The organism is Actinoplanes sp. NPDC026619, assembly GCF_040638295.1.
Taxonomy (GTDB): domain Bacteria; phylum Actinomycetota; class Actinomycetes; order Mycobacteriales; family Micromonosporaceae; genus Actinoplanes.
Genome location: NZ_JBEZYA010000010.1, coordinates 21,873 through 44,250, shown reverse-complemented (window position 1 = coordinate 44,250; position 22,378 = coordinate 21,873). Strand labels below are relative to the sequence as shown.

General features: G+C 71.2%; 18 protein-coding genes and 2 pseudogenes. 9 read left to right on the top strand and 11 right to left on the bottom strand.

Going from position 1 to position 22,378, the window contains the following annotated elements; genetic code table 11:
* Positions 1 to 3: 3 nt before the first annotated feature.
* The 6 genes from AB0E90_RS22360 to AB0E90_RS22335 all read right to left on the bottom strand — a co-directional run bounded on the left by AB0E90_RS22360 (position 4) and on the right by AB0E90_RS22335 (position 5,297).
* Entirely contained in the window at positions 4 to 966 is a 963-nt protein-coding gene (locus tag AB0E90_RS22360; protein ID WP_360408625.1) for a hypothetical protein, read from the bottom strand.
* A gap of 67 nt (positions 967 to 1,033) precedes the next feature.
* Positions 1,034 to 1,783: an SDR family oxidoreductase gene (locus AB0E90_RS22355; RefSeq protein ID WP_360408622.1), complete on the bottom strand. Its 750-nt coding sequence runs from the start codon at positions 1,781 to 1,783 to the stop codon at positions 1,034 to 1,036.
* A gap of 9 nt (positions 1,784 to 1,792) precedes the next feature.
* Positions 1,793 to 2,800, bottom strand: a complete 1,008-nt coding sequence (locus AB0E90_RS22350; RefSeq protein WP_360408619.1) for an alcohol dehydrogenase catalytic domain-containing protein — start codon at positions 2,798 to 2,800, stop codon at positions 1,793 to 1,795.
* Positions 2,800 to 3,660, bottom strand: a complete 861-nt coding sequence (locus AB0E90_RS22345; RefSeq protein ID WP_360408616.1) for a fumarylacetoacetate hydrolase family protein — start codon at positions 3,658 to 3,660, stop codon at positions 2,800 to 2,802. The genes AB0E90_RS22350 and AB0E90_RS22345 overlap by 1 nt, the downstream gene beginning before the upstream one ends.
* Positions 3,661 to 3,672: 12 nt before the next feature.
* Positions 3,673 to 4,536: an SMP-30/gluconolactonase/LRE family protein gene (locus AB0E90_RS22340; RefSeq protein ID WP_360408613.1), complete on the bottom strand. Its 864-nt coding sequence runs from the start codon at positions 4,534 to 4,536 to the stop codon at positions 3,673 to 3,675.
* Positions 4,533 to 5,297, bottom strand: a complete 765-nt coding sequence (locus AB0E90_RS22335; protein ID WP_360408610.1) for an IclR family transcriptional regulator — start codon at positions 5,295 to 5,297, stop codon at positions 4,533 to 4,535. The genes AB0E90_RS22340 and AB0E90_RS22335 overlap by 4 nt, the downstream gene beginning before the upstream one ends.
* A 99-nt stretch (positions 5,298 to 5,396) precedes the next feature.
* Between AB0E90_RS22335 and AB0E90_RS22330 the strand changes: the two genes are divergently transcribed.
* The 4 genes and pseudogenes from AB0E90_RS22330 to AB0E90_RS22315 all read left to right on the top strand — a co-directional run.
* Positions 5,397 to 7,115, top strand: a complete 1,719-nt coding sequence (locus AB0E90_RS22330; protein WP_360408607.1) for an IlvD/Edd family dehydratase — start codon at positions 5,397 to 5,399, stop codon at positions 7,113 to 7,115.
* The gene (locus tag AB0E90_RS22325) at positions 7,115 to 7,789 is read left to right on the top strand and encodes an SDR family NAD(P)-dependent oxidoreductase (protein WP_360408604.1); all 675 of its coding nucleotides are present in this window, start codon (positions 7,115 to 7,117) and stop codon (positions 7,787 to 7,789) included. The genes AB0E90_RS22330 and AB0E90_RS22325 overlap by 1 nt, the downstream gene beginning before the upstream one ends.
* 37 nt (positions 7,790 to 7,826) lie before the next feature.
* Positions 7,827 to 8,765 carry an LLM class F420-dependent oxidoreductase gene (locus AB0E90_RS22320; RefSeq protein WP_360408601.1) on the top strand — a complete coding sequence of 313 codons (939 nt, stop codon included), beginning with the start codon at positions 7,827 to 7,829 and terminating at the stop codon, positions 8,763 to 8,765.
* 84 nt (positions 8,766 to 8,849) lie between these two features.
* Positions 8,850 to 9,677 (top strand): annotated as a pseudogene (locus tag AB0E90_RS22315) (serine/threonine-protein kinase); the annotation flags it as partial.
* 1,142 nt (positions 9,678 to 10,819) lie between these two features.
* Here AB0E90_RS22315 and AB0E90_RS22310 read toward each other — a convergent pair.
* Together AB0E90_RS22310 and AB0E90_RS22305 are read right to left on the bottom strand one after the other, a co-directional pair.
* Entirely contained in the window at positions 10,820 to 12,253 is a 1,434-nt protein-coding gene (locus tag AB0E90_RS22310; protein WP_360408598.1) for an RICIN domain-containing protein, read from the bottom strand.
* A 34-nt stretch (positions 12,254 to 12,287) separates the two neighbouring features.
* On the bottom strand, positions 12,288 to 13,340 hold the full coding sequence (locus AB0E90_RS22305) for a substrate-binding domain-containing protein (protein WP_360408596.1): 1,053 nt from the start codon (positions 13,338 to 13,340) through the stop codon (positions 12,288 to 12,290).
* Positions 13,341 to 13,469: 129 nt separating this feature from the next.
* On the opposite strand from AB0E90_RS22305, the gene AB0E90_RS22300 reads away from it, so the two are divergent.
* Entirely contained in the window at positions 13,470 to 14,885 is a 1,416-nt protein-coding gene (locus tag AB0E90_RS22300; protein WP_360408593.1) for an RICIN domain-containing protein, read from the top strand.
* A 50-nt stretch (positions 14,886 to 14,935) separates the two neighbouring features.
* Here AB0E90_RS22300 and AB0E90_RS22295 read toward each other — a convergent pair.
* A pseudogene (locus AB0E90_RS22295) lies at positions 14,936 to 15,550 on the bottom strand (M14 family zinc carboxypeptidase); the annotation flags it as partial.
* 118 nt (positions 15,551 to 15,668) lie between these two features.
* Here AB0E90_RS22295 and sigK point away from each other — a divergent pair.
* The 4 genes from sigK to AB0E90_RS22275 all read left to right on the top strand — a co-directional run bounded on the left by sigK (position 15,669) and on the right by AB0E90_RS22275 (position 19,238).
* The gene (sigK, locus tag AB0E90_RS22290; RefSeq protein WP_360408590.1) at positions 15,669 to 16,277 is read left to right on the top strand and encodes an ECF RNA polymerase sigma factor SigK; all 609 of its coding nucleotides are present in this window, start codon (positions 15,669 to 15,671) and stop codon (positions 16,275 to 16,277) included.
* Positions 16,274 to 17,002, top strand: a complete 729-nt coding sequence (locus tag AB0E90_RS22285) for an anti-sigma factor (RefSeq protein ID WP_360408587.1) — start codon at positions 16,274 to 16,276, stop codon at positions 17,000 to 17,002. The genes sigK and AB0E90_RS22285 overlap by 4 nt, the downstream gene beginning before the upstream one ends.
* Positions 17,003 to 17,073: 71 nt before the next feature.
* Positions 17,074 to 17,715, top strand: a complete 642-nt coding sequence (locus AB0E90_RS22280) for a fasciclin domain-containing protein (RefSeq protein WP_360408584.1) — start codon at positions 17,074 to 17,076, stop codon at positions 17,713 to 17,715.
* The gene (locus AB0E90_RS22275; protein ID WP_360408581.1) at positions 17,715 to 19,238 is read left to right on the top strand and encodes a molybdopterin-dependent oxidoreductase; all 1,524 of its coding nucleotides are present in this window, start codon (positions 17,715 to 17,717) and stop codon (positions 19,236 to 19,238) included. The genes AB0E90_RS22280 and AB0E90_RS22275 overlap by 1 nt, the downstream gene beginning before the upstream one ends.
* Positions 19,239 to 19,287: 49 nt before the next feature.
* Here AB0E90_RS22275 and AB0E90_RS22270 read toward each other — a convergent pair whose 3' ends face one another.
* Both AB0E90_RS22270 and AB0E90_RS22265 read right to left on the bottom strand, forming a co-directional pair.
* Entirely contained in the window at positions 19,288 to 20,373 is a 1,086-nt protein-coding gene (locus AB0E90_RS22270) for a substrate-binding domain-containing protein (RefSeq protein WP_360408578.1), read from the bottom strand.
* Positions 20,370 to 22,235, bottom strand: coding sequence for a heparinase II/III family protein (locus AB0E90_RS22265; RefSeq protein ID WP_360408575.1), 1,866 nt, complete (start codon positions 22,233 to 22,235; stop codon positions 20,370 to 20,372). The genes AB0E90_RS22270 and AB0E90_RS22265 overlap by 4 nt, the downstream gene beginning before the upstream one ends.
* Positions 22,236 to 22,378: the final 143 nt, after the last annotated feature.

Genomic DNA, 22,378 nt, shown 5'->3' with positions numbered 1-22,378 from the left:
CGATCAGCCGTAGAGCAGCGACACCAGCTCGGCGGAGCCCTGCCGCAGGTCGCCCCGGTTGCTGATGCTCCCCTCGATCAGCACCCGGCGGCAGCCGTCCGCCTCCACCGAGATCGGCCGGTCCCACGACTTCTCGCGAAGCACGGCGAAACGCGTGCCGACCTGGTCACAGGCGGCCGCCGGCCCGGCCGCGGCGATCTCGCGCCGGACCTCAGCCCACGTCGCGGCCGGGAGCGGGCCGCCGTCCTGGAGGATGCCGTAACCATCGAGCACGGCCGACCCGGTGCGGAACCGGCAGACCCGCATGCCGGCGGTGGCGGCGGGCAAGGACGCCGGGTCGGGTTCATGGACCACCCCGAAGACCTCGTCGTACGGCTCCGCGTCGTGGCACCCGCCCGCCTTGGCCACGTCCCGATCGTTGCGGCGCAGCACCCGGGTCGAGACGCGGGTGACCGGCAGCCGGGCGATCGCGGCGCTGACCTCGGCCCGCGGCGCGTTGCACGGCGCCAGCGGTATGCCGGGCCGGACCCAGCGCCCCTGGGCATCCAGCAGCGCCAGCCACGGCACGTACTGCGCCCAGAACTCGCCATGGCAGTCCCGCATGCTCTGATCCGGCAGCCGCAGCGCCGTGACCAGGTCGGCGATGTCCGTAGCCCGCTCCTCGACGGCCACCAGATCCGACCCGCCGCCGGGATGCGGCTGCGAGTCGCTGCGGCAGATGACCGCGGCAACCGCCCGGAACGTGCCGCCCAGCGCCGGCAGCACCACCGCCTCCCACCCGCCGCCGAACAGCATGCCGTCCGGCGCCGGCACAAACCGGTCACACGAGACCCACGCCGCCTCGACGACCGGCACCCCACGGGACCGCGCGTCCCGCCGCGGCTTCTCCCCGTCAGCCGGCGCCGGCCCGGCACAGCCGGCCAGCAGAACCAGACAAACCGCCAACGCTGACGTACGCCCACCCATGGTCCCGCCCCCTCGTGGAACCGTTGAGACGCCACCAGGTCACACCCGGTTCCCGGGCCGGCACCCCTCAGGTGCGTGGGCGCAGGCGCAGGCCCTGCATGCCGCCGTCGACGGCCAGGGACGTGCCGGTGGTGGCCGCGGCGAGTGGGCTGGCCAGGTAGGCGATCGCCGCGGCCACCTCGTCCGCGCTCACCAGGCGGCCGGTCGGCTGCCGGGCCTCGAGTGCGGCGCGCTCGGCCTCGGGGTTGTCGGCCTTGGCGAGCAGGCGGCCGATCCACGGGGTGTCGGCGGTGCCGGGGTTCACGCAGTTGACCCGGACGCCCTCCTGGAGGTGGTCGGCGGCCATGGCGAGGGTCATCGAGAGGACCGCGCCCTTGGTCGCGGAGTAGAGCGCGCGCTGCGGCAGGCCCGCGGTGGCGGCGATCGACGACACGTTGACCACCGCCGCGTGCGACGAGCGGCGAAGGTAGGGGAGCGCGGCCCTGGTCGTGCGGACCATGCCGTAGACGTTGACGTTGAAGACCCGGGCCCACTCGGCGTCGTCGTTGTCCTCGACCGTGCCCTGCGCGCCGATCCCGGCGTTGTTGATGACCACGTCGATGCCGCCGAGCGTTTCGGCGGCCGACGCCACCGCGGCGCGGATCGACTCGTCGTCGGTGACGTCGGCGCGCACACCGATCAGCGGCTTGTCCACCTCGGGGTTGAGGTCGAGGCAGGCCACCTGGGCGCCGCGCGACGCGAGCAGGGTGGCGGTGGCGAGCCCGATCCCGGAGGCACCTCCGGTGACGATCGCGGTGAGACCGTCGAATTCGCTCATCTCAGCTCCTTAGAGGCGGGGGTCGACGTGGACTTTCGGGCCGGTGCCCGGCGGGCGCCGGCCGGCGAAGACGTCCACGATCTCGTCGAGGGTGACGGTGGCGGCGACCAGCGGGCGCGGGTCGACCGATCCGTCGGCGTACGCGTTGATGGCGCCGGCCAGCCCGGCCGAGGCGCCGAGGACGCCGACCGCGGTCACGTCCTTGAGGACGAGGTCACGCGTGTCGACCAGGCTGGGCGGCACGGACAGCCCGATGTAGACGACGCGGCGGCCCGGCTCGACCCGGTCGAGCGCGAACGGCGGCATCTCGGCGCCGGTCGACGCGTCCACCACCGCGTCCCACGGCAGGTCGGGCAGGGCCGTGCGGGTCCACGCGTGGCCGAAGCCCAGCGATTTCGGCAGGGCCAGATCGTCGTCGCCGCGGCCGATCAGATGCACCTCGGCGCCGCCGGCCCGCGCGAACATCGCGACCAACAGCCCGATCGTGCCCGTCCCCAGCACCAGCAGCCGCTCCCCGGGGCTCAGCTGGGCGGCCTGGACGCAGCGCAGCGCGTTGCCGCCCGGCTCGACCAGGGCGCCGAGCGTCGCGTCCACCGGGTCGGGCAGCGCATGCAGGTAGGCGGCCGGCACCGCGACCTGCTCGGCGAGCGCCCCTGGCAGGCCGTCGCGGATGCCCAGCTCGAACCGCTGCTCGCAGACCCAGTGCCGGCCCTGCTCGCAGCGCCGGCAGTGACCGCAACCGATCATCGTGTCGCCGGTGACGCGGCGGCCCACCCAGCTCTCGCCGACCCCGGCGCCGACCGCCGTCACCGTGCCGCACCACTCGTGGCCGAGGCGCAGCGGATAGGACGACGCGCCGGTGTGCAGATAGCTCATCTCGCCGCTGAACAGCTCCATGTCGGTGCCGCAGACACCGACCCGCTCGACGTCGACCACCACCTGGTCGTTCCCGGGGGAGGGCGCCGGGACGTCCTGGACCTCCGCCTTGCCGGGGCCGGTGAGGACGAGAGCACGCATCAGCGGGGGCCGATCACGTTCTGCCGGGCGGTGCCGAGCCGGTCGATGGACAGCTCGACGACGTCGCCCGCCTGCAGCCACACCTGCGGCCGGAAGCCCATGCCGACGCCGGGCGGGGTGCCGGTATTGATCAGGTCGCCCGGCTCGAGAACCATGAACTGGCTCAGGTGGTGCACGATGAAGAACGGGTCGAAGATCATCGTGGCGGTGTTGCCGGTCTGCCGGCGCACGCCGTTGACGTCGAGGGTCATGCCCAGGTGGAGCACGTCCGGGATCTCGTCCGGCGTCGCCAGCCACGGGCCGGCCGGGTTGAACGTCTCCGCCGACTTGCCCTTGCTCCACTGGCCGCCGCGCTCCATCTGGAACTCGCGCTCGCTCACGTCGTTGACCAGCACGTATCCGGCGATGGCGGCGGCCGCGTCGGCGGGGGAGTCGAGGTAGGAGGTGCGGCTGCCGATGACGATGCCGAGCTCCACCTCCCAGTCGGTCTTGGTGGAGCCGCGCGGGATGCGGATGTCGTCGTTCGGCCCGACCAGCGTGTTCGGTGACTTGGTGAACAGGATCGGCTCGTCCGGCACGGCCTGACCGGTCTCGGCCGCGTGGTCGCGGTAGTTGAGGCCGATGCACAGCAGCTGGTGCGGGCGGGCGATCGGGGCGCCGATCCGCTGATCGCCGAACGACTCGGTTTCACCGGCGGCGATCCGCTCGGCGACCGGCTCGGCGAGCGCGGCGATGCCACCGCTGCCGAAGAAGTACTCGTCGAAATCCGTCACCAGGTCGGACACGTCGACGTAGGAGCGGTCGTCGACGCGAACTACCGGCTTTTCGGCGCCGGGGGCGCCGACACGCATGAGATGCACGGGGTCTCCGATTCAGAGGGCGGGATTCCAGTACGGGGTGGGGAGGCCGGTTGCGCCGACGCGGGCGGTGAAGATGCGGCCCGAGTCGGGATGCGCCGCCAGGCCGGCGGCGGACATGCCCTCGGTCGCGGTCGTGATGACCAGGACGTCGAGGTCGGGACCGGCGAACGCGACACTGGTGGGCTGCGGCGTGTCGAGCTCGATGACGCCGAACAGGGTGCCGCCCGGACTGCGGCACTCGACCCGGCCGGCGCCGTGGACCGCGATCCACAGGTTGCCGTCACTGTCGAGGCACATGCCGTCGGGCAGCCCGCCGGTGATCTCGAGCAGGTCGTGGCGATCGCCGCCCGGGTAGTCGCGCACCCGGACCCGGCGGGCGACCGAGTCGATGCTGTAGAGCCCGCTGCCGTCCGGCGTCCAGGCCAGGCCGTTGGAGAGCGTGAGGTCGCTGTCGAGCGTGGTGCAGCCGCCGTTCTCCAGCCGGACCAGGACCTCCTGGCCGGTGCGGTCGTCCAGCGCCATGCTGCCCACCACGAAGCGGCCGGACGGGTCGACCGCGCCGTCGTTGAGGCGGCTGCCGCAGCCGGCCGCGAGCACCCGGGCCACCTGGCTGCGCCGCCCGTCCGGATCGACCCGGGTGAGGATCTCGCGCTCGGCGACGAGCAGCGAACCGTCGGCCGCGACGGCGACGGCCGTGGCGAAGTCGTCGAACGACCAGGTGTCGGTCACCTCGAACGGGTCGAGACGGCCGGCGAGCACCTGGCCGGCCAGGATGTCGACCCAGAGCAGGCGCTGCCGTGCGGAATCCCAGAGCGGGCCCTCGCCCAGCTCGTAACGGTCGGGACTGATCGGGGTGACTTCCAGCGAGGTGATCATGGCAGCTCCGTTCCGGCCACGATCGCGCGGATCGCGGGCACGTCGGCGACCAACTTCTCGATCGGGGTGCGGTAGGCGAGGCCGCTGATGCTGATCGCGCCGCTCGGCACGGTCGGTGAGGTGAGGTAGGCCGGGACCGCCAGGCAGTTGACCCCCGGCTCGTTCTCCTGATCATCCACCCCGAAGCCGCGCTCGTGGGTGATTCGCAGCTCGTCCCACAGCTGGTCGGTGGTGGCGACCGAGCGTGGGGTGGGTGTCTCCAGCTCGGTGCCGCCGACCCACTCGTGGACGGCCTCCCGGCTCCGGAGCGTCGCGGCGAGCAGCAGCTTGCCGACCGCGGTCGTGTGCGCCGGGTTGCGGCCGCCGACCACCGAGGTGAGCCGGACCGCGCCGCTGGGCGGATCGAGCTTCGACCGGTAGACCACCGAGCGGCCGTCGAGGGTCGCGTAGTGGACCGTCTCGCCGTAGCGCTCGCAGAGCGCCTGCAGCATCGGCAGCACCCGCACGTGATCGGGGCGGGCCTCGTGGTGCGCGAACGCCAGGCGGAGGAACTCGTCACCCAGCACATAACGCCCGTAACCGTCCTGCGCCGCGAAACCGGCCCGGCGCAGCGCCGCGAGGCACCGGTGGATCGTCGGTTTCGGGCTGTCCATGGCGCGGGCCATGTCTTCCAGACCGATGCCCTGCGGGTGCCGGGCCAGCTCGGCCAGCACCGCGAGGACGCGGTCGGCGCCCACCAGGCGGCTCTCCGGATCGGTCATGTTCCGGATGTTAGACCTCAGTTCCGACAGAATGAAAGCTCTATCTTTCCGGCGAGCGTCGGCGGTAGCGTTCGCATCGGCGAGAGGCCGGAGGTCGGGATGACGGAAAGACGAAGCGCCGGGTGGTACGGCGGAGACGACCGCAACAGCTACATCCACCGCGCCTGGATGCGCCGCGGCCTGCCCGACGACGCGTTCGACGGCCGGCGCCCGCACATCGCGATGGCCAACACCGCCTCCGACCTGACCCCGTGCAACGCGCATCTCAACGAGGTGTCCCGCAGCGTGGCCGACGGCATCCATCAAGCCGGCGGCATCGCGCTCAACCTGCCGGTGGTGTCGCTGGGCGAGACGCTGGTCAAGCCGACCGCGATGCTGTGGCGCAACATGGCCGCGATGGCGATCGAAGAGATGCTGCGGGCCAACCCGATCGACGGCGTCGTGCTGCTCGGCGGCTGCGACAAGACCATCCCGGCCCTGCTCATGGCCGCGGCCTCGGTCGACATCCCGGCCGTCGTGGTGCCGGGCGGGCCGATGCTCACCGGCACGTTCCGGGGTGTGCCGCTGGGCTGCGGCACCAGTGTCTGGCAGCTCTCCGAGGAGGTGCGGGCGGGCACGCTGAGCGCGGCCGAGTTCCGCCGCTCGGAGTCCTCGATGATCCGCAGCCGCGGCCACTGCAACACGATGGGCACCGCCTCGACGATGGGCCTGCTCGCCGAGGTGCTCGGCATGACCCGGCCCGGCATCGCCGGCACCCCGGCTCCCGACAGCCGCCTGCTCGAGGCCGCGCACGCCACCGGCGTCCTGGCGGTCGAGATGGTCGACGCGCAGCGCAAGCCCAGCGACGTGCTGACCCGGGCGTCGTTCCTCAACGCGATCGTCGCCCTCGCCGCGATCGGCGGGTCCACCAACGCGGTCGTGCACCTGCTGGCCATCGCCGGCCGGCTCGGCATCGAGCTGACCCAGGACGACTTCGACCGGGTCGGCTCCGGCGTGCCGCTGCTGGTCGACCTGCAGCCGGCCGGCCGCTTCCTGATGGACGACCTCTATCGGGCCGGCGGTCTGCACGCCGTCCTGAAAGAGGTGCGCGACCTGCTCGACCCGGCCGCGCTGACGGTCACCGGCCGCCCGCTGGCCGACTATCTCGGCGAGGCCCAGGTCTACGACCGGGAGGTGATCCGGACCCGGGCGGAGCCGCTGCAGCCCGAGGCCGGCATCGCGGTCCTCTACGGCAACCTCGCCCCGGGCGGCGCGGTGATCAAACCGGCCGCGGCGTCGCCCGAGCTGCTGTCCCACCGCGGGCCGGCCGTCGTGTTCGACTCGATCGAAGACCTGCACGCCCGGCTCGACGACCCCGGCCTCGACGTCACCGCCGACTCGGTCCTGATCCTGCGCGGCTGCGGCCCCAAGGGCTACCCCGGCATGCCCGAGGTCTCCAACACGCCACTGCCGCGGAAGCTCCTCGAGGCCGGTGTGCGCGACATGGTGCGCATCTGCGACGGCCGGATGAGCGGCACCGCCTACGGCACGGTGGTCCTGCACGTCACTCCCGAGGCCGCCGCCGGAGGCCCGCTCGCCAAGGTGCGCACCGGCGACATCATCGTGCTCGACGTGGCGAAACGGCGCCTGGACGTGGACATCCCCGACGAGGAACTGGCCGCCCGGGAAGCGGCGCCGGAGGCAGTCAAGGCCTACGCGGCGCCGAAGAGAGGGTGGGAGAAGCTCTACGTCGACACGGTCGGGCCGGCCAGCACCGGCGCCGACTGCGACTTCCTGGTCGGTTCCAGCGGCTCGCAGGTCTCCCGGGAGTCGCACTGATGCGCACCGCGGTGATCACCGGCGGTCGCAGCGGCATCGGCGCGGCGGTCGCGGCCCGGCTGGCCGCCGACGGCATCAAGACCCTGACCCTCGACCTGGCCGAGGGCGCCGACCTGCGGGTCGACGTGACCGACCCGGCCGCGGTGCGCGCGGCCGCCGCCGAGACCGGGCCGGTGGACATCCTGGTCAACTCGGCCGGCATCGTCGGGCCGAACGCGCCGCTCTGGGAGATCCCGCTCGACGGCTGGGAGCGCACCTTCGCGGTCAACGTGCGCGGCACCTTCAACACCTGCCAGGCCTTCGTCCCCGGCATGATCGGCAAGGGCTGGGGGCGGATCGTCAACATCGCCAGCATGGCCGGCAAGGACGGCAATCCGAACATGTCGCCCTATTCGGCGTCCAAGGCCGCCGTCATCGCCCTCACCAAGTCGCTCGGCAAGGAGCTGGCCACCACCGGCGTGCTCGCCAACGCGATCGCCCCGGCAGTCATCGAGACCCCGATGAACGCCGACACCGGCCCCGCCGCCCTCGCCCACATCACCGGCCTCATCCCGATGCGCCGGGTCGGGCAGCCGGGTGAGGTGGCCGAGCTGATCGCCTGGCTGTGCTCGGCGAAGGTCACCTTCTCGACCGGCGCCGTTTACGACATCAGCGGAGGCCGTGCGACGTACTGAAGGGCAACGGCAACGGATGAGTGGTAAGGCTGGGGGTATGACGATTCGCCTGGGATACCAGATCCCGAACTTCACCTACCCGGACAAGCCGGTCGAGCAGATCTTCGACACGGTGGTCGCACAGGCACGGGAGGCGGAGGCGTCCGGTTTCGACACGGTCCTGGTGATGGACCACTTCTACCAACTGCCCGGCATCGGCACGCCGGACCAGCCGATGCTCGAGGCCTACACGACGCTGGGCGCGCTGGCCACGGCCACCTCGACGATCCAGCTGTCGACCCTGGTCACCGGCAACACCTACCGCAATCCGCCGATGCTCGCCAAGACCGTCACCACGCTCGACATGGTGTCGCACGGCCGGGCCGTCCTCGGCATCGGCGCCGGCTGGTTCGAACGGGAACACAACGACTTCGGTTATGAGTTCGGCACGTTCACCGACCGCTTCGAGCGTCTCGAGGAAGCACTCAACATCATCTCGCCGATGCTGAGCGGCGAGAACCCGACGTTCGCCGGCAAGTGGTACAAGGTCGAGAGCGCGATGAACAACCCGCGTTACCGCAAGCGGATCCCGATCATGCTGGGCGGCTCCGGTGAGAAGAAGACGTTCCGGATGGCGGCCGAGTTCGCCGACCACATGAACATCATCTGCGACCGCGCCGACGTCCCGAAGAAGGTGGCGGCGCTGCGGCAGCGCTGCGAGGAGGCCGGCCGTGACCCGGCCACGCTGCCCACCAGCTACCTGGCCATGGCGGTGATCGTCGAGTCGGAGGAGGAGTCGAAGCGGATGCTCGACAGCGTTCCGCCGGACCGCCTCAACCGGGTCTTCATCGGCACCGCGGAGCAGGTCGCCGAGCAGCTCAAGCACGACGTGATCGACGCGGGCATCACCGGCCTGACCCTCAACCTGGTGCGCACCGGCCACATCCCGGGCGCCGTCGCGCAGGCCGGCGAGGCGCTGAAGCCACTGGTGGCGTAACGGCGGCCCCCGGGTTCGAACACTGACAGTATTCGTACGTTCGCTACTGGCCGGGCCCCCGGGTCCGGCCAGTACCATGGCCGGGTGCTGTCCCCCGGAGCCGTGCTCAGCGAGCGCTACGAACTGACCGAGCGGATCGCGGCCGGTGGCATGGGCGAGGTCTGGCGCGGCGTCGATCGGCTGCTGCACCGCCCGGTCGCGGTCAAGGTGCTGCTACCCGGCCTGGCCGCCGACCGTGAGTTCATCGCCCGCTTCCGCACCGAGGCCCGGATGATGGCGTCGCTGCGTCACCCCGGCATCGTGCAGGTCTACGACTTCGGCGAGACCCCGCTCGACGGCGGCGGCAACCTCGACTACCTGGTGATGGAGTTCGTCGAGGGCACGTCCCTCGCCGCCCGGATCCAGGCGGCCGGCAAGCTGGCCGCGGCCGAGACGGTGGAGATCGTCGGGCAGGTCGCCGACGCGCTGCAGGCCGCACACGAGGCCGGCATCATCCACCGCGACGTCAAACCCAGCAACCTCCTCGTACGCCCGGGTGGCGCGCTCGTCCTCGTCGACTTCGGTGTCGCCCGATCCACCACCGGCGCCGGCCTGACCAGCACCAACGTCGTGCTCGGCTCGGCGCATTACATGGCCCCCGAGCAGGCCGAGGGCAAACCGGTAACCCCGGCCACCGATGTGTACGCGCTGGGCGCCGTCGCCTACATCTGCCTCACCGGCCGCCCGCCCTACGTCGGCGACAATCCACTGCAGGTGATCGCCCAGCTGATCGTCGCCGACCCGCCGACGCTGCCGTTCGACGTGCCCGCACAGGTCGCCGCCGTGGTGTTGCGCGCGCTGGAGAAGGACCCGGCCCGCCGCCACCAGAGCGCGGCCGCCTTCGCCGCCGCGGCCCGGGTCGCGCTCACCGGCCAGGGCCCGTCGCGGCGCATGCCGGTCTACGCACCGGGAAGCGAGACCCCACCGGGACAAACCGCGACCGTCCACAACGCCGCTGGCCACGGCCCGATGGCTGGGGGAAACGCGGTGCACGGCTCGGCACCCTGGGGCGCCGCGGGCTATGGCGCCGCGGGCTATGGCGCCGCGGGCTATGGCGCCGCGGGCTATGGCGCCGCGGGCTATGGCGCCGCGGGCCAGGCAAGCGGGGGCCTCGGCCTGGCGGGACAGAGGATCGGCGGCCCCGGCCTGGCGGGCCCGGCTAACGCTGGCCCGGGAATGGTGGGCCAGGGAAACGCCGGTCAGGGCTTCGCGGGGCGCGGGAACACGGGCCGGGGAGCGCCGGGTCAAAAGGCGGCGGCGCTCTCGCCGGCGGCTGGCGGTCCGGTGCCGCCGACTGGTGGCGGGCCAGCTAAAGGTGGGCGTGGGCGGAAGACTGTGCTGGTTGCGGTGGGGGCGTTGGTCCTGGCGGTGGCCGGGGTGGGCGTCACGCTTGCCATGCGTCCCGGGCCCACTCCCGCGCAGGGGCAGACGCCCGGCGCGAGTCAGATCGGCGTGCCCAACGTCGGTGGTGGCGGGCCCGGTGAGGACAAGCGTGTCGGCCTGCCCACGTCCGGCCCGGGACGATCAGGATCACCCGGGCCGGGGGCGACTGCTTCCGCCCGTACATCAGCCGGGGTCTTGCCGGGAACGACGGTGCCGGCGGGGGCCGGACCCAGCGTGACCACCCCCGGAGATCCCGGCCCGGAGCCGTCGGAGACGGCGACCTCGGCGCCCGCCGCGAATCCCTACAGCGCGCGCGACGTGTGCGGCGCGGCGTTCGTGGCCATCGACCAGGTGGCGCTGAAGGACGCGGGCGGCGCCCTGCTCGGCCGGGTTTATCTGTTGTACAACGCGACGACCAAGAAGAACTGCACGGTGACGCTGAAGCTCACCGACATCGGCACGGAGACCGACGTCGCCGCGTACCTCGAGGTGGAAGGAGCCGACCGGGCGACCGACGCCGGCTCCTTCCAGTACTACGCGGGCCCGGTGAAGGCCAAGGCCGCCGCGACGTGTGTGCGGTGGGGCGGCTCGGTCGGCACGGTCGCCTACGACAGCCCGCTCGAGCACTGCGACTAGGCAGCCGTCCGGCTCCACTGCTGGTTGGTGCCGCCGTTGCAGGTGTACTGCGTGATGTCGCCGCCGTCGGCGGTCGAGGCGCTCACCACGTCCAGGCATTTGCCGCTGTGCCGGGCCTTGAGCAGGTAGTACGAGCCGGAGGCGACCCACTGCCATTGCTGGTTGGTGCCGGTGCCGCAGGTGTACTGGATGACGTTGGCGCTGTCCGCGGTGGAGGCTGACGCGACGTCGAGGCATTTGCCGCTGTTCTGGTTGACGACGCGGACGTAACCGGTGCCGAGGTCCTCGAACGCCCACTTCTGGTTGAGCCCGCCGTTGTAGGCGTACTGCTTGACCTCGGCGCTGTCCGCGACCGACGCGCTGACCAGATCCATCGCCTTGCCGCTGTTGCGGTTGAGCACCTGGTAGTGGGTGAGCGCCACGTTGCCGCCGCCGGACAGGCCCCACGAGTAGTTGAGCTGGTCCTTGCCGGAGGCGTTGGTGGTGGACAGGCCCAGGCTGGTGCCGCTGCCGGTGATCTCCTGGAGGCGGTACGGGTCGGCGATGCGCACGCCCGGCCAGTAGACGGTGCCGAGCCCTTCGGCGCGCGCCTCGGCGGCGGTGCCCCGGATGAACGCGACGTAGCTGTCGCTGGTCGAGTTCACGTTGTAGTTGCGCCCGTCGGTCATCGGCGCGCCGAACTCGGTGATCAGCACCCGGTCCTTGTATGCCCCGACGCTGGTGCGCAGCGACTCCCGCCAGGAGTCCTCGGTGGTGCGGCTGGAGTCGAAGAACTGGTAGGTGTGCCGGGAGATCAGCGTGCCGTCGAAGCGGGTGTCGCTGCCGATCGTGGTGAGCCGCTGGTTGTAGCCGGCCCCACTGATGATCACCCGGCCGCGCGGGACGCTTCCGTACGTGCTGAGCCATTGCGCGGCCAGGTTCTTCCAGTCGGTGTCGCTGTAGCCGTACGGCTCGTTGAACGGCTCGAAGTACACGTTGGCGTTGCCCGAGTACTTGGTGACGATCGTCTGCCACATCGACCAGTACTGGGTGGTGTTGTCCACCGTTCCATTACGCGAGCTGGCCCCCTCCCAGTAGCTCAGGATGACCTTCATAGATTTGGCCGTCGCCGCATCGATAGCGCCGATGTAAGAGTTCCAGTACGACCCGGAGACCGTTGCATAATTCACCGGCATCCGAACCGTATTGGCGCCCAGATTGTTCTGGAACCCGGTGAGGATCCCGTTGGCTTTGGCCTGCGTAGTCGCATAACTGTCCGAGGTGGCGAGGCCGCCCAGCACGAGCGTGTCGTCGACGAAGTTGTCGCGCTGATCGGCCCAGTTGACGCCGCGGAAGCCGGACGTGGCGGCGACCGCGGGGGTGGCGGCGGCGGGCACGGCCAGGCCGGCCGCGACCAGGGCGAGGATGGTGGCATTCCGCAGTGTCTTCACGGATGTCATGGGAGCGCTTCCCCGGCGAGACGCGCTACGAACCGAACCGAGGCAGTCCGAACCGTTCACAACCGAACGACGAGTCCCGCACCACCAGCTCGGGCGCGACGAGCATGCCGCGCACCGGCCGCCGGTCCCCGTCGAGCAGCCGCGACACGATCAGCTCGACGGCGAGCCGCCCGACGTGGTTCTTCGGCGGCCGGACGGCGGTCAGCGGCGGCTCGCCGAGATGCGCGATCTCGTCGTCGTAGGAGACCAGCGCCAGATCATCGGGAATGCGGATGCCCTCCTCGGCGCACGCCTGGGCGACCGCGATCGCATGCGGGTCGCTGTGCACGATCAATGCGGTGCAGGCGCGGCCGGCGATGATCGAGAGAAGGGCGCGCCGATCCGGCGGATCATCGAGGATCACCGGCGGCTGGTCCTCCGGCCAGGCTTTCAGCAGGTACGCCGAGGTCGGGCTGCCGCGCGAGACGAGCAGCCCGATCCGCCGGTGGCCGCTCTCGCGCAGGTGATGCAGCGCGATCTCCAGCCCGAGAGCATGATCGCTGCGCACCCACTCGACCTGCCGGGACGTCGAGGTCCAGCGCCGGGGCTGCCGTTCGATCAGGACGGCCGGCACCCGCAGCCGCCCGATCCACTCGATCATCTCGTCGTCGCCGTCCAGGCTGGGCGCGAGCAGCAGACCGCGCACCTCGCCGGCCTCGATCAGCCGCCCGATCTGCCACCGGTCCTCGTCCGGGTCGTAGGTGGAGCCGCGCAGCTGCACGGTCACGCCGAGGGCGGCTGCGGCGGCCCGGGCGCCGGCCACCACCGGCGGCCAGTAGAAGTCGAGCGACGGCACGACCATGCCGACGGTCAGGGTGGTCGAGCTGCGGGGGCGGCCGGCCGGGCGGGAGCGGATCGGCAGGGTGGCGCCGCCGTGCACCCGGGTGACCAGATTGCGGGCGGCCAGGGCGGCGATGTCGCGGCGGATGGTCAGCTCGCTAACGCCGAGGTCGCGGGCCAGCTCGCTGACCCGGACGGCGCCGTGCTGATGCAGTTCGCTCATCAGGCGCTCGTGGCGCTGCACCTGGAAGAGGGTCACGGCGCGCTCCCAAATGTTTCGTGAACGTTAACATAGCGCGCTCTGCATAGATGGTCAACGATGAACGAGTTGTTTCGCTTTTGGACGTTTCATGGCGGCGCAGGGGAGCGCTCGGCTACCAACAGGGGCATGAAATGGCGACTCGTAGCGGCCCTCGTCCTGGCCTCCGTGCTCGTAGCGCCGGTGCCGGCGCTGGCGGCGGCGGTCACCATCACCAACGGCACCCAGTTCACCGACACCTCCGGCGCCGGCGTGCAAGCGCACGGCGGGGGAGTGTTGAAGGTGGGCTCCTACTACTACTGGTTCGGCGAGAACCGCAACGCCGACAACACGTTCAAGGCGGTCTCGGTCTACCGGTCCACCGACCTCAAGACCTGGGAGTTCCGCAGCAACGTGCTGACGTCGGCGTCCGCGTCCGAGCTGGCCGGCGCCAACATCGAGCGACCCAAGGTCATCTACAACGCGACCACCGGCAAGTACGTGATGTGGATGCACAAGGAGAGCGGCACCGACTACGGCGAGGCCCGCGCCGCGGTGGCGGTGTCGTCGACCGTGGACGGCGCCTACACCTATCAGGGCAGCTTCCGCCCGAACGGCACCTACATGTCTCGCGACATCACGCTGTTCAATGACAACGGCACCGCCTACATGATCTCGGCGGCCAACGAGAACTACGACCTGATGATCTACCGCCTGAACGCGGACTACACGGGTATCGCGGCGGTCGTCGGGAACTTCTGGGCCGGCGGGCACCGGGAGGCGCCGGCGCTGTTCAAGCGGGGCAGCACTTACTTCATGCTCACCTCGGCGGCCACCGGCTGGAGCCCCAACCAGGCTCAATACGCGACGGCCTCCAGCATCAGCGGCCCGTGGACCGGCTGGACCAACGTGGGCGACTCGACGACCTTCAGCTCCCAGCCGACCTATGTGCTGCCGGTCCAGGGCACCTCGACCACGAGTTACCTCTACCTGGGTGACCGCTGGGCGGGCGCGAACGGCGGGCCGGTCAACGACTCGACGTACGTCTGGCTCCCGATCGCCTTTCCCTCGGCGACGAGCATGAGCCTGAGCTGGTATCCGACGGTCACGATCGACGCGGCGGCCGGGACGGTCACCGGCAACGCGGCCACCTACTACCGGGTCACCAACCGCAACAGCGGCAAGGTGATGGACGCGGTGAGCGCCTCGACCGCCAACAACGCCGAGATCAAGCAGTACGCGTGGAACGGCGGCGGCAACCAGAAGTGGGAGTTCCAGGACGCCGGCAGCGGCTACTTCCGCATCGTCAACCAGAACAGCGGCAAGTGCCTCGACGTCGCGAACTCGTCCACCGCGGACGGCGCCAACATCATCCAGTACACCTGTGGCACCGGCACCAACCAGCAGTGGCAGTGGACCGCGACCGGCAGCTACTTCCTGATCAAGGCCCGGCACAGCGGCAAGTGCCTCGACGTGGTCAGCTCGAACACCGCCGACGGCGCCGACATCCAGCAGTACACCTGCGGCAGCGGCACCAACCAGCAGTGGAGCCGGACGCAATCCTGAAACCGGCCGGGGTGGGAGGTCCCGCCCACCCCGGCCAACTTCTAGCAGGACTTATTGATCACCTTGTACGGGCAGTCGGCCACCTCGGCCAGGATCAGCGCCGCCTCCTTGTTGCGGGCGGTCTCCCGGTTGATGACGCCGGCCGGCGGATAGAAGCCGCCCTGCGCCGACGAGGTCGGATACATCTCGAACGTGTAGGCGAACTGCTGCACTCCGCCGACCACCCGGCTCGCCACGAAGTCACGCAGCACCTGGGTCTCCGGGGCCGAGAACGCCGACTTCCCCCGATAGGTCGCCGACGACGGCGTGCCCGACGAGCCGCCGCAGCAGCCCCACCTGTAGCTGTAGTTGCGGTTCAGGTCGGTGCCGACCGCCGCCACCCCGGTGTTCGGCTGGCGGTTCTTGCGCCACGAGCGGTACGACCCGGTGGCCACGTCGTACTCGGAGCCGTCCGGGTTGACGGTGGGAACGATCCAGATCTCCCGCGAGTCGACGATGTTCTTGATCCGCGAGTCGCTCGTGTAGTGCCGCCGCAGGGTGCGGACCTCGGTGTCGGTCGCGGTGACCGTGACCACCAGGTGCTCCACGTCGTCGATGGCCGCGCCGGACCGGGCGATCCGGTCGAGCTGGGCGGAAGTGCGAATGTCGTACACCTCGAACTGCGCCGGCGCCGGTTCCGCGACCGGCTCGGCACCGCTCGTACGGATGATGGCACCCATCCACGCGGCGTACCGCTCCGAATCACGTCGAGCGGAACCGAACCGCGCGGAGGGTGGAGCACACATGACGGAGCACAGCGCGAGCCGCCGTCTGTCGGCGGTCGCCGGCGGCCGGGCCGGACCCGCCGACGAGGGCGACCTGATGAAGGCGGTGGCCCAGGGCGACGAGAGCGCGTTCGCGCGGCTCTACGACCTGGTCGCGCCGCGGGTATACGGCCTGGTCCGGCGGGTGCTGCGCGATCCCGGGCAGGCCGAGGAGGTCGCCCAGGAGGTGCTCCTCGAGGTGTGGCGCACGGCCGCCCGCTTCGATCCCGCCCGCGGCACCGCCACCTCGTGGGTGTTCACGATCGCGCACCGCCGCGCGGTCGACCGGGTCCGCGCCGAGCAGACCGCCGCCGACCGCACGTTCCGCAGCGGCGCCGCGTCGATCGACACCCCCTACGACGCGGTCGCCGACGAGGTGGCCGGGCGGCTCGAACGCCAGCAGGTGCGCCACTGCCTGGACGGGCTCACCGAGCTGCAGCGCCAGGCCGTCGTCCTCGCCTACTACCAGGGCCACTCGTACCCGCAGGTCGCGGAGCTGGTCGGGGCGGCGCTGCCCACCGTCAAGGCAAGAATGAGAGACGGGCTGATCCGTTTGCGGGACTGCCTGGGAGCGGGGGTGCGAGCATGACGGCCGAGACACACGCCCTGCTGGGGGCATATGTGCTGGACGCGGTTAACGACATCGAGCGGGCCGCGTTCGAGCGGCACCTGCGCGAGTGCGAGGCCTGCCGGGACGAGACCGACGACCTTCGCGCCGCGGCCGCCCGGCTGGCCGACGGCACCTGGTCGGTGCCGCCGCCGAGCCTGCGCACGAATGTGCTGACCGCGATCACCTCGACCCGGCAGGTGCCGCCGGTCTCGGTTCCGGCGCCGGCCCGGCCGGCGAACCCCCGCTGGCGGCAGCTGACGGTCGCGGCGGCCGTCGTGGTCGCGGTGGGCGGTTCGGTCGCGGTTGTTCAAGAGCAGCGGGTACGCCATGAGCACGCCGACGCCGTGTCCGCCCGGGCCGCCGAGGCGCGCATCCAGGCCCTGCTCGCCGCCCCCGACCTGACCGTGCGCGAACAGCGGCTGACCAGCGGCGGCAAGGTCACGGTGGCGATGTCCCGCCTGCACGACGCCGGCGTGATCATGCTGGCCGCCGACGCCGCACCGGCGGGCGGACAGGTCTATCAGCTGTGGACCGTTCGCTCGAGCACCGCCGCGTCGGCGGGCGTGCTCGTTCCCGGCCAGTCGGCCGTCGTGCAGATCGTCGAGGGGATGTCGGGCGTCTCCGACGTCGGCGTGACGGTGGAGCCGCCGAAGGGTTCGGCGCAGCCGACCACCGAAATGATCGCCGATCTGAAATTGGCTTGAGATCCGACCTATCCGCGGCCGGGTTCGCTCCGAATTACTGGTGTTCGCCCCCAATGATGGAGGAATACACCATGCGTGCAATGAAGTTCACCGCCGTCGCCGCTGCCCTGGCGTTCTCGGTCTCGCTCGCCGCCTGCGGCAGCAGCGACGACTCCTCGGACACCACGGCGGCGGCGCCGACCACGACCACGATGGCGCCGACCATGGCCCCCTCGTCCGCCTCCGCCGACTCGATGGTCAACTTCGGCTCGGGCTGCGCAGCCGTGCCGACCGACCCGTCCAACAAGGGCAGCTTCGCCTCCATGGCGCAGGTCCCGGTGGCCACCGCCGCCTCCGGCAACCCGCTGCTGTCCACCCTGGTCACCGCGGTCAAGCAGGCCGGCCTGGTCGACTCGCTCAACTCGGCCGACGGCATCACGGTCTTCGCGCCGACCAACGACGCGTTCAACAAGATTCCGGCGGCCGACCTGAAGAAGGTCCTCGCCGACAAGAAGACGCTGACCAGCATCCTCACCTACCACGTGGTGTCCGGGAAGCTCACCCCCGCTGACCTGGCCGGCACCCACAAGACCCTGCAGGGCGGCGACGTGACCGTCAGCGGCAGCGGCGAGGACTTCAAGGTCAACGGCGACGCGTCGGTGATCTGCGGCAACGTGCAGACCGCGAACGCGAACGTCTACATCATCGACTCCGTCCTGATGCCGAAGAGCTGATGTTGCGCCCTCTTTCCGGCGCGCTCGCCGGGATAGTTGCAGCGGGCTTCGGGGTTGCGGTCGCGGAACTTCTCGCGGCCGCAACCCGGCCCGAGGCCGGCCCGCTGGTCGCGGTGGGCGCCGCGGTGATCGACGCGACGCCGACCCCGATCAAAGAATTTGCGGTACGCGAACTCGGTACCAACGACAAACCGGCCCTGCTGACCGGAGTTGCGGTGGTCCTGGCCCTGCTGGCCGCCGCAACCGGCATCTTCGGCCGCCGCCACCGGCTCGTGCTGATCGCCGGCGCAGCCGTCCTGGGCCTGGCCGGCGCGGCCGCCGCCCTGTCCCGCCCGGCCGCGCACCCGTTCGACGTGGTCCCGTCCCTACTCGGGGCAACGATCGCCGGCCTGACCCTATGGTGGCTGCTGAACCGGAGCGGCCGAGCCCGGCCCGTAACGCCCGCACCGGCGACCCAGCCGGTCGAGGGGTTTGACCGGCGGCGTTTCCTCGCGGCGGCGGCCCTGGTGGCGGCCGGGGCCGTCGTCGCCGAGGGCGGCGCGACCGGGGTGAAGCGGGTTCGCGGCGGGGCCGCGGCGCGGTCGCGGGCCGACGTGCGGCTGCCCGCAGCGGCCGACCCCGCGAAGCCGGTCCCGGCCGGCGCCGGCCCCGGGTTCCTCACCGGCAACGCCGACTTCTACCGGGTGGACACCGCGCTGACCGTGCCCCGGATCGACCCGGACTCCTGGTCGCTGCGCATTCACGGGATGGTCGGCAACGAGATGCGATTGTCCTTCGAGGATCTGTTGCGCCGGCCGCTGATGGAGCGGGTGATCAGCCTCAACTGCGTGTCGAACGAGGTCGGCGGCCCGTACATCGGCACCGCGAAATGGCTCGGCGTGCCACTCGCGCCGCTGCTGAAGGAGGTCGGCGTGCAATCCGGCGCCGACCAGATCGTGGCCCGCTCGGCCGAGGGCATGACGATCGGCACGCCGGTCGCCACCGCCCTGGACGGCCGGGACACCATGCTGGTCGTCGGGATGAACGGCGAACCGCTGCCGCTCGAGCACGGCTTCCCGGTCCGGATGCTCACCCCCGGCCTGTACGGCTACGCCGGCGCCTGCAAGTGGCTGACCGAGTTGGAGCTGACCACGTTCGCCAAGTTCGACGCGTACTGGGTGGAGCGCGGCTGGTCGGCCGACGGCCCGGTGAAGACCGCGTCGCGCATCGACAAACCGCGCCCGTTCGCCCGCCCGGCGGCCGGCCCGGTGACGGTGGCGGGGGTCGCCTGGGCCCAGCGCCGCGGCATCAAGACGGTCGAGATCAGCGTCGACGGCGGCGACTGGAAGCCGGCGGAGCTGCTGCCCGCGCCGTCGATCGACACCTGGGTCCAGTGGCGTTTCACCTGGCCGGCCACCGCTGGCCCGCACTCCCTGTCGGTCCGGGCAACGGACCGCACCGGCGCCCCGCAGACCGCGGCCCGCGCCACCCCGTTCCCGAACGGCGCCACCGGCCTGCACACGATCACCGTGACGGTCGCCTGACGGCTCTGCCCGCACCGGCCGGGCGGTCAGCACCGGGCGCGGCAACCGGTCAAGCGGGCGCTGAGGTGGACGCGCGCACCGTCAGCGACGGGCTGATCACCACGCGGTGGGCCGGCCGATCCGGATCGGACAGCCGGTCGGCGACCAGCCGTACGGCCGCCTTGCCGATCGACCGGCGCGGCGGCCGGACCGCGGTCAGCGCCGGGCTGAACAGCCCGGCCACCTCGTCGTCGTAGGCCACCACCGACAGGTCGCCCGGCACCGTGAGCCCGCGCTCCTCGCACCGCTGCACCAGAGCGATCGCCTCGGCGTCCGCGTGCACCAGCAGCGCGGTGGTGCCGGTGTCCCGGCACTGATCGAGCACCCGGTCGAGCTCCGCGGCGCACGCGGGCAGCTTCGCGTCCGGCACCAGGGCATCCACGGTGGCCGCCGGCTCGAGACCACATTCGGTCAGCGCGGTGAGCCACCCGCGCCGGATGTGCGGGGTGGTCGGGCTGTGCTCGGCGAGGACCGCCCCGATCCGGTGATGTCCGAGAGCGACCAGGTGCCGCACGGCCATCTCGGCCCCGAGCGCATGATCGGTCACCACCGACTCGAGCACCTCGTGATGCGGCCCGGCGGCGGCGGTGCGCTCGAGCAGGACGACCGGAATCTCCAGGTCAGCCAGCCAGGCAATCGTCCGGGCCGACGTCGGCGCGTCCAGCCGGGGCGCCACGATCAGCGCGTCCGCGCCCTGCTCGACCAGCCGGCTCAGCGACGGAAGGTCATCCTCCGACTCGTACGACGAGCCGCGCAGCACGATCCGCATGTCCAGCTCGCGCGCGGCCTCCTCGGCCCCCTGCGCCACACTCGGGTAGTAGTAGTCGAGCGACGGCACCAGCATCCCGATCGACTCGCCACCGGTCTCCTCGGCCGCTTCGTCAGCCGCGCCGGACGGCAGGGCAACACCGCCGTGCACCCGCTTGACCAGGCCTTCCGCCGCCATCTGGGCGATGTCGCGGCGGATCGTCACGGCCGCCGCGCCGAGCGCGCCGGTCAGGTCGGAGATGCGCAGCACGCCGTCGCGCTGCAGCGCCTCGAGCAGCCGGGCACGCCGGGCCACCTGCAGCGGCCCGCGCTTGTCAGAGGTGCTCACCGCTGCTCCTTAACGCTCAGTTCGAGACCGCCGATCGGCCCGAGGCCGGTGACATCGATGTCGAGCCTGGTCAGCCGAGGTCCCCAGACGTCGCTCAGCATCGGATCGTCGAGCTCGCGCACGGTGAGTGAGCAGGCGACGGCCGGCATCCACGTCAGAACCACCGAACCCGCCCCCTCCAACGCGACGATCTCCGCAAACCCGTCGCCGACCGAAACTGATCCGGCCACCACATAGTGGATCATTGTCGATCCGGGCTCGTCGGCCAGCTCCCAGGCATCAGAGATCAACACCACGTCGTTCACCAGCCGCGCGGTCCGCCGCCAGCTGTTCGGGCTTTTCAAGGGGTACGCGGTGGACAGCTCCGCCGAAACCACACCGTCCCGCCACTCCATGCCCTGAGCCGCGAACTGCCGGCCGTCCGACTGTTGCACACCGAGAATCGTCGGAGTGTTGTGCCACTCGCTGCGCATGGTCCAGATCGCGTACCGATCCGGGCCGAACGTCTGCCTCGTGTAGGTCGGGCGCCCCGGGTCGACCAGCACCGGCACCCCGCCCAGGGCGACGACGACGCTGCCCACGTCGTTGTGGTTGTGGTTCTCCCCGTTGTGCCCGCCCTTGACCGCGAGGGTGAGCCGCGGCCCGCGCGCGATCAGCACCTGAGTGGAGGAGAACCAGACGTCAGCCCGATTTCCTGGAAAATGGGCTCTCGGAAGCGCAGGAGACCCCGCTGTCAAGGATTTCGGGCTCTCGGCTCGCCGCGTGGCCGACAGCCAGGCCGGGTCGGTCAGCGCGCGCAGCAGCCGGCCGAAGCCCAGCGTCTCGTCGCCGGCCGGTTCGCCGTCGATCCGGTGCGCGGCGGCGTGCGCCTCCGCCTCCTGGTCGCCGAACAACCGGGCGGCCCGGTGCAGCGAGTCCCACGGCTGCGTCCGCGGCGGCCGGGCCCAGCCGTCGGCGTGGTTCAGGTACCAGTCGCCGCCGAGATGCACCCGATGCGGGAAGGCGACCGTCTCCCGCAGCGCCGGCCAGGCGGTCGCGTCGCCGAGGGCGCCATCACTGGCGTACGCAAGCAGGTCTAATGCCTCGAGGAGCCGGCAGGCGCCGTTCCACCAGTAGGAATACCCCTCGTCGATGGCCCCGTCGGCCGGGATCGAGGCCGCGTAGCGGTCGAGCCCGTCGACGACGAGGCGCACCAGGCGTTCCCGCCGAACCGGGTCGTCGACCAGGCGCAGGGCCGCGACGAGCACGTTCCCGTGGATCCAGGGGTTCCAGTTGTGCAGGTGGCCGTCGAGCCCGAGCCAGTGCCAGTCCCGCCGGGTCTCGAACGGCGCCAGCACGCGGCGGTCCACCTCGTACCGGATCCGTGCTCGTAGTCCTGGCATTTGACTGTCGAACAGTGGGCCGAGCAGATGATCGATCCAGGTCAACTGTGCGGCCACCTCGCCGGCGCCGAGGTCGAGGTACGGATCGGTGACGGTGGGCAGCACCGAGCCGTGCCGCCGGAACGTGTCGTCGTGCGCGGGCCAGCACCAGGTGCTCTGCTCGCACAGCAGGATCACGCCGTCGGCGGCGGCATCGATCCACTGCGGATCGAGCGTGGCCGCCGCCATCAGCGCGGCCCGGCTCACCCGGTCGGCCCGCGCCCAGAGCACCTGCTCATACGCATCGCGATCGCCGTCGCGGTAGAAGCGGGCGAGCCCGCTCGCCAGCGGAACCGGCCACGGCCGCGCCCGATCGGCCGCCGCGCCGGCGGAGATGCGCCGCAGCGTGGCCGGGTCGAGCCGCCCGGCATCCCAGACGCCCCGATCGGTGGCCGGCCGGACCGGCAGCGATTCCGCTGGGGGGAGAAGGAGATCAGACATCCCCACACTCCGATGATGGTCTCCGATGTGATCGATCGTGATCGTAACAGATCACTTTAGATTCCATTCAGGATGAACATGGCGTTGACATGATTGAATCTGAGCGTTTAACTTCCCGGAAACCGTCTCTCCACCCCAACCAG

Coding starts and splice junctions, on each gene's coding strand:
- AB0E90_RS22360 (WP_360408625.1), bottom strand. CDS start 966: ATGGGTGGGCGTACGTCAGCGTTGGCGGTTTGTCTGGTTCTGCTGGCC.
- AB0E90_RS22355 (WP_360408622.1), bottom strand. CDS start 1,783: ATGAGCGAATTCGACGGTCTCACCGCGATCGTCACCGGAGGTGCCTCC.
- AB0E90_RS22320 (WP_360408601.1), top strand. CDS start 7,827: ATGACGATTCGCCTGGGATACCAGATCCCGAACTTCACCTACCCGGAC.
- AB0E90_RS22350 (WP_360408619.1), bottom strand. CDS start 2,800: ATGCGTGCTCTCGTCCTCACCGGCCCCGGCAAGGCGGAGGTCCAGGAC.
- AB0E90_RS22285 (WP_360408587.1), top strand. CDS start 16,274: ATGACGGCCGAGACACACGCCCTGCTGGGGGCATATGTGCTGGACGCG.
- AB0E90_RS22275 (WP_360408581.1), top strand. CDS start 17,715: ATGTTGCGCCCTCTTTCCGGCGCGCTCGCCGGGATAGTTGCAGCGGGC.
- AB0E90_RS22265 (WP_360408575.1), bottom strand. CDS start 22,235: ATGTCTGATCTCCTTCTCCCCCCAGCGGAATCGCTGCCGGTCCGGCCG.
- AB0E90_RS22340 (WP_360408613.1), bottom strand. CDS start 4,536: ATGATCACCTCGCTGGAAGTCACCCCGATCAGTCCCGACCGTTACGAG.
- sigK (WP_360408590.1), top strand. CDS start 15,669: ATGACGGAGCACAGCGCGAGCCGCCGTCTGTCGGCGGTCGCCGGCGGC.
- AB0E90_RS22280 (WP_360408584.1), top strand. CDS start 17,074: ATGCGTGCAATGAAGTTCACCGCCGTCGCCGCTGCCCTGGCGTTCTCG.
- AB0E90_RS22335 (WP_360408610.1), bottom strand. CDS start 5,297: ATGACCGATCCGGAGAGCCGCCTGGTGGGCGCCGACCGCGTCCTCGCG.
- AB0E90_RS22325 (WP_360408604.1), top strand. CDS start 7,115: ATGCGCACCGCGGTGATCACCGGCGGTCGCAGCGGCATCGGCGCGGCG.
- AB0E90_RS22330 (WP_360408607.1), top strand. CDS start 5,397: ATGACGGAAAGACGAAGCGCCGGGTGGTACGGCGGAGACGACCGCAAC.
- AB0E90_RS22300 (WP_360408593.1), top strand. CDS start 13,470: ATGAAATGGCGACTCGTAGCGGCCCTCGTCCTGGCCTCCGTGCTCGTA.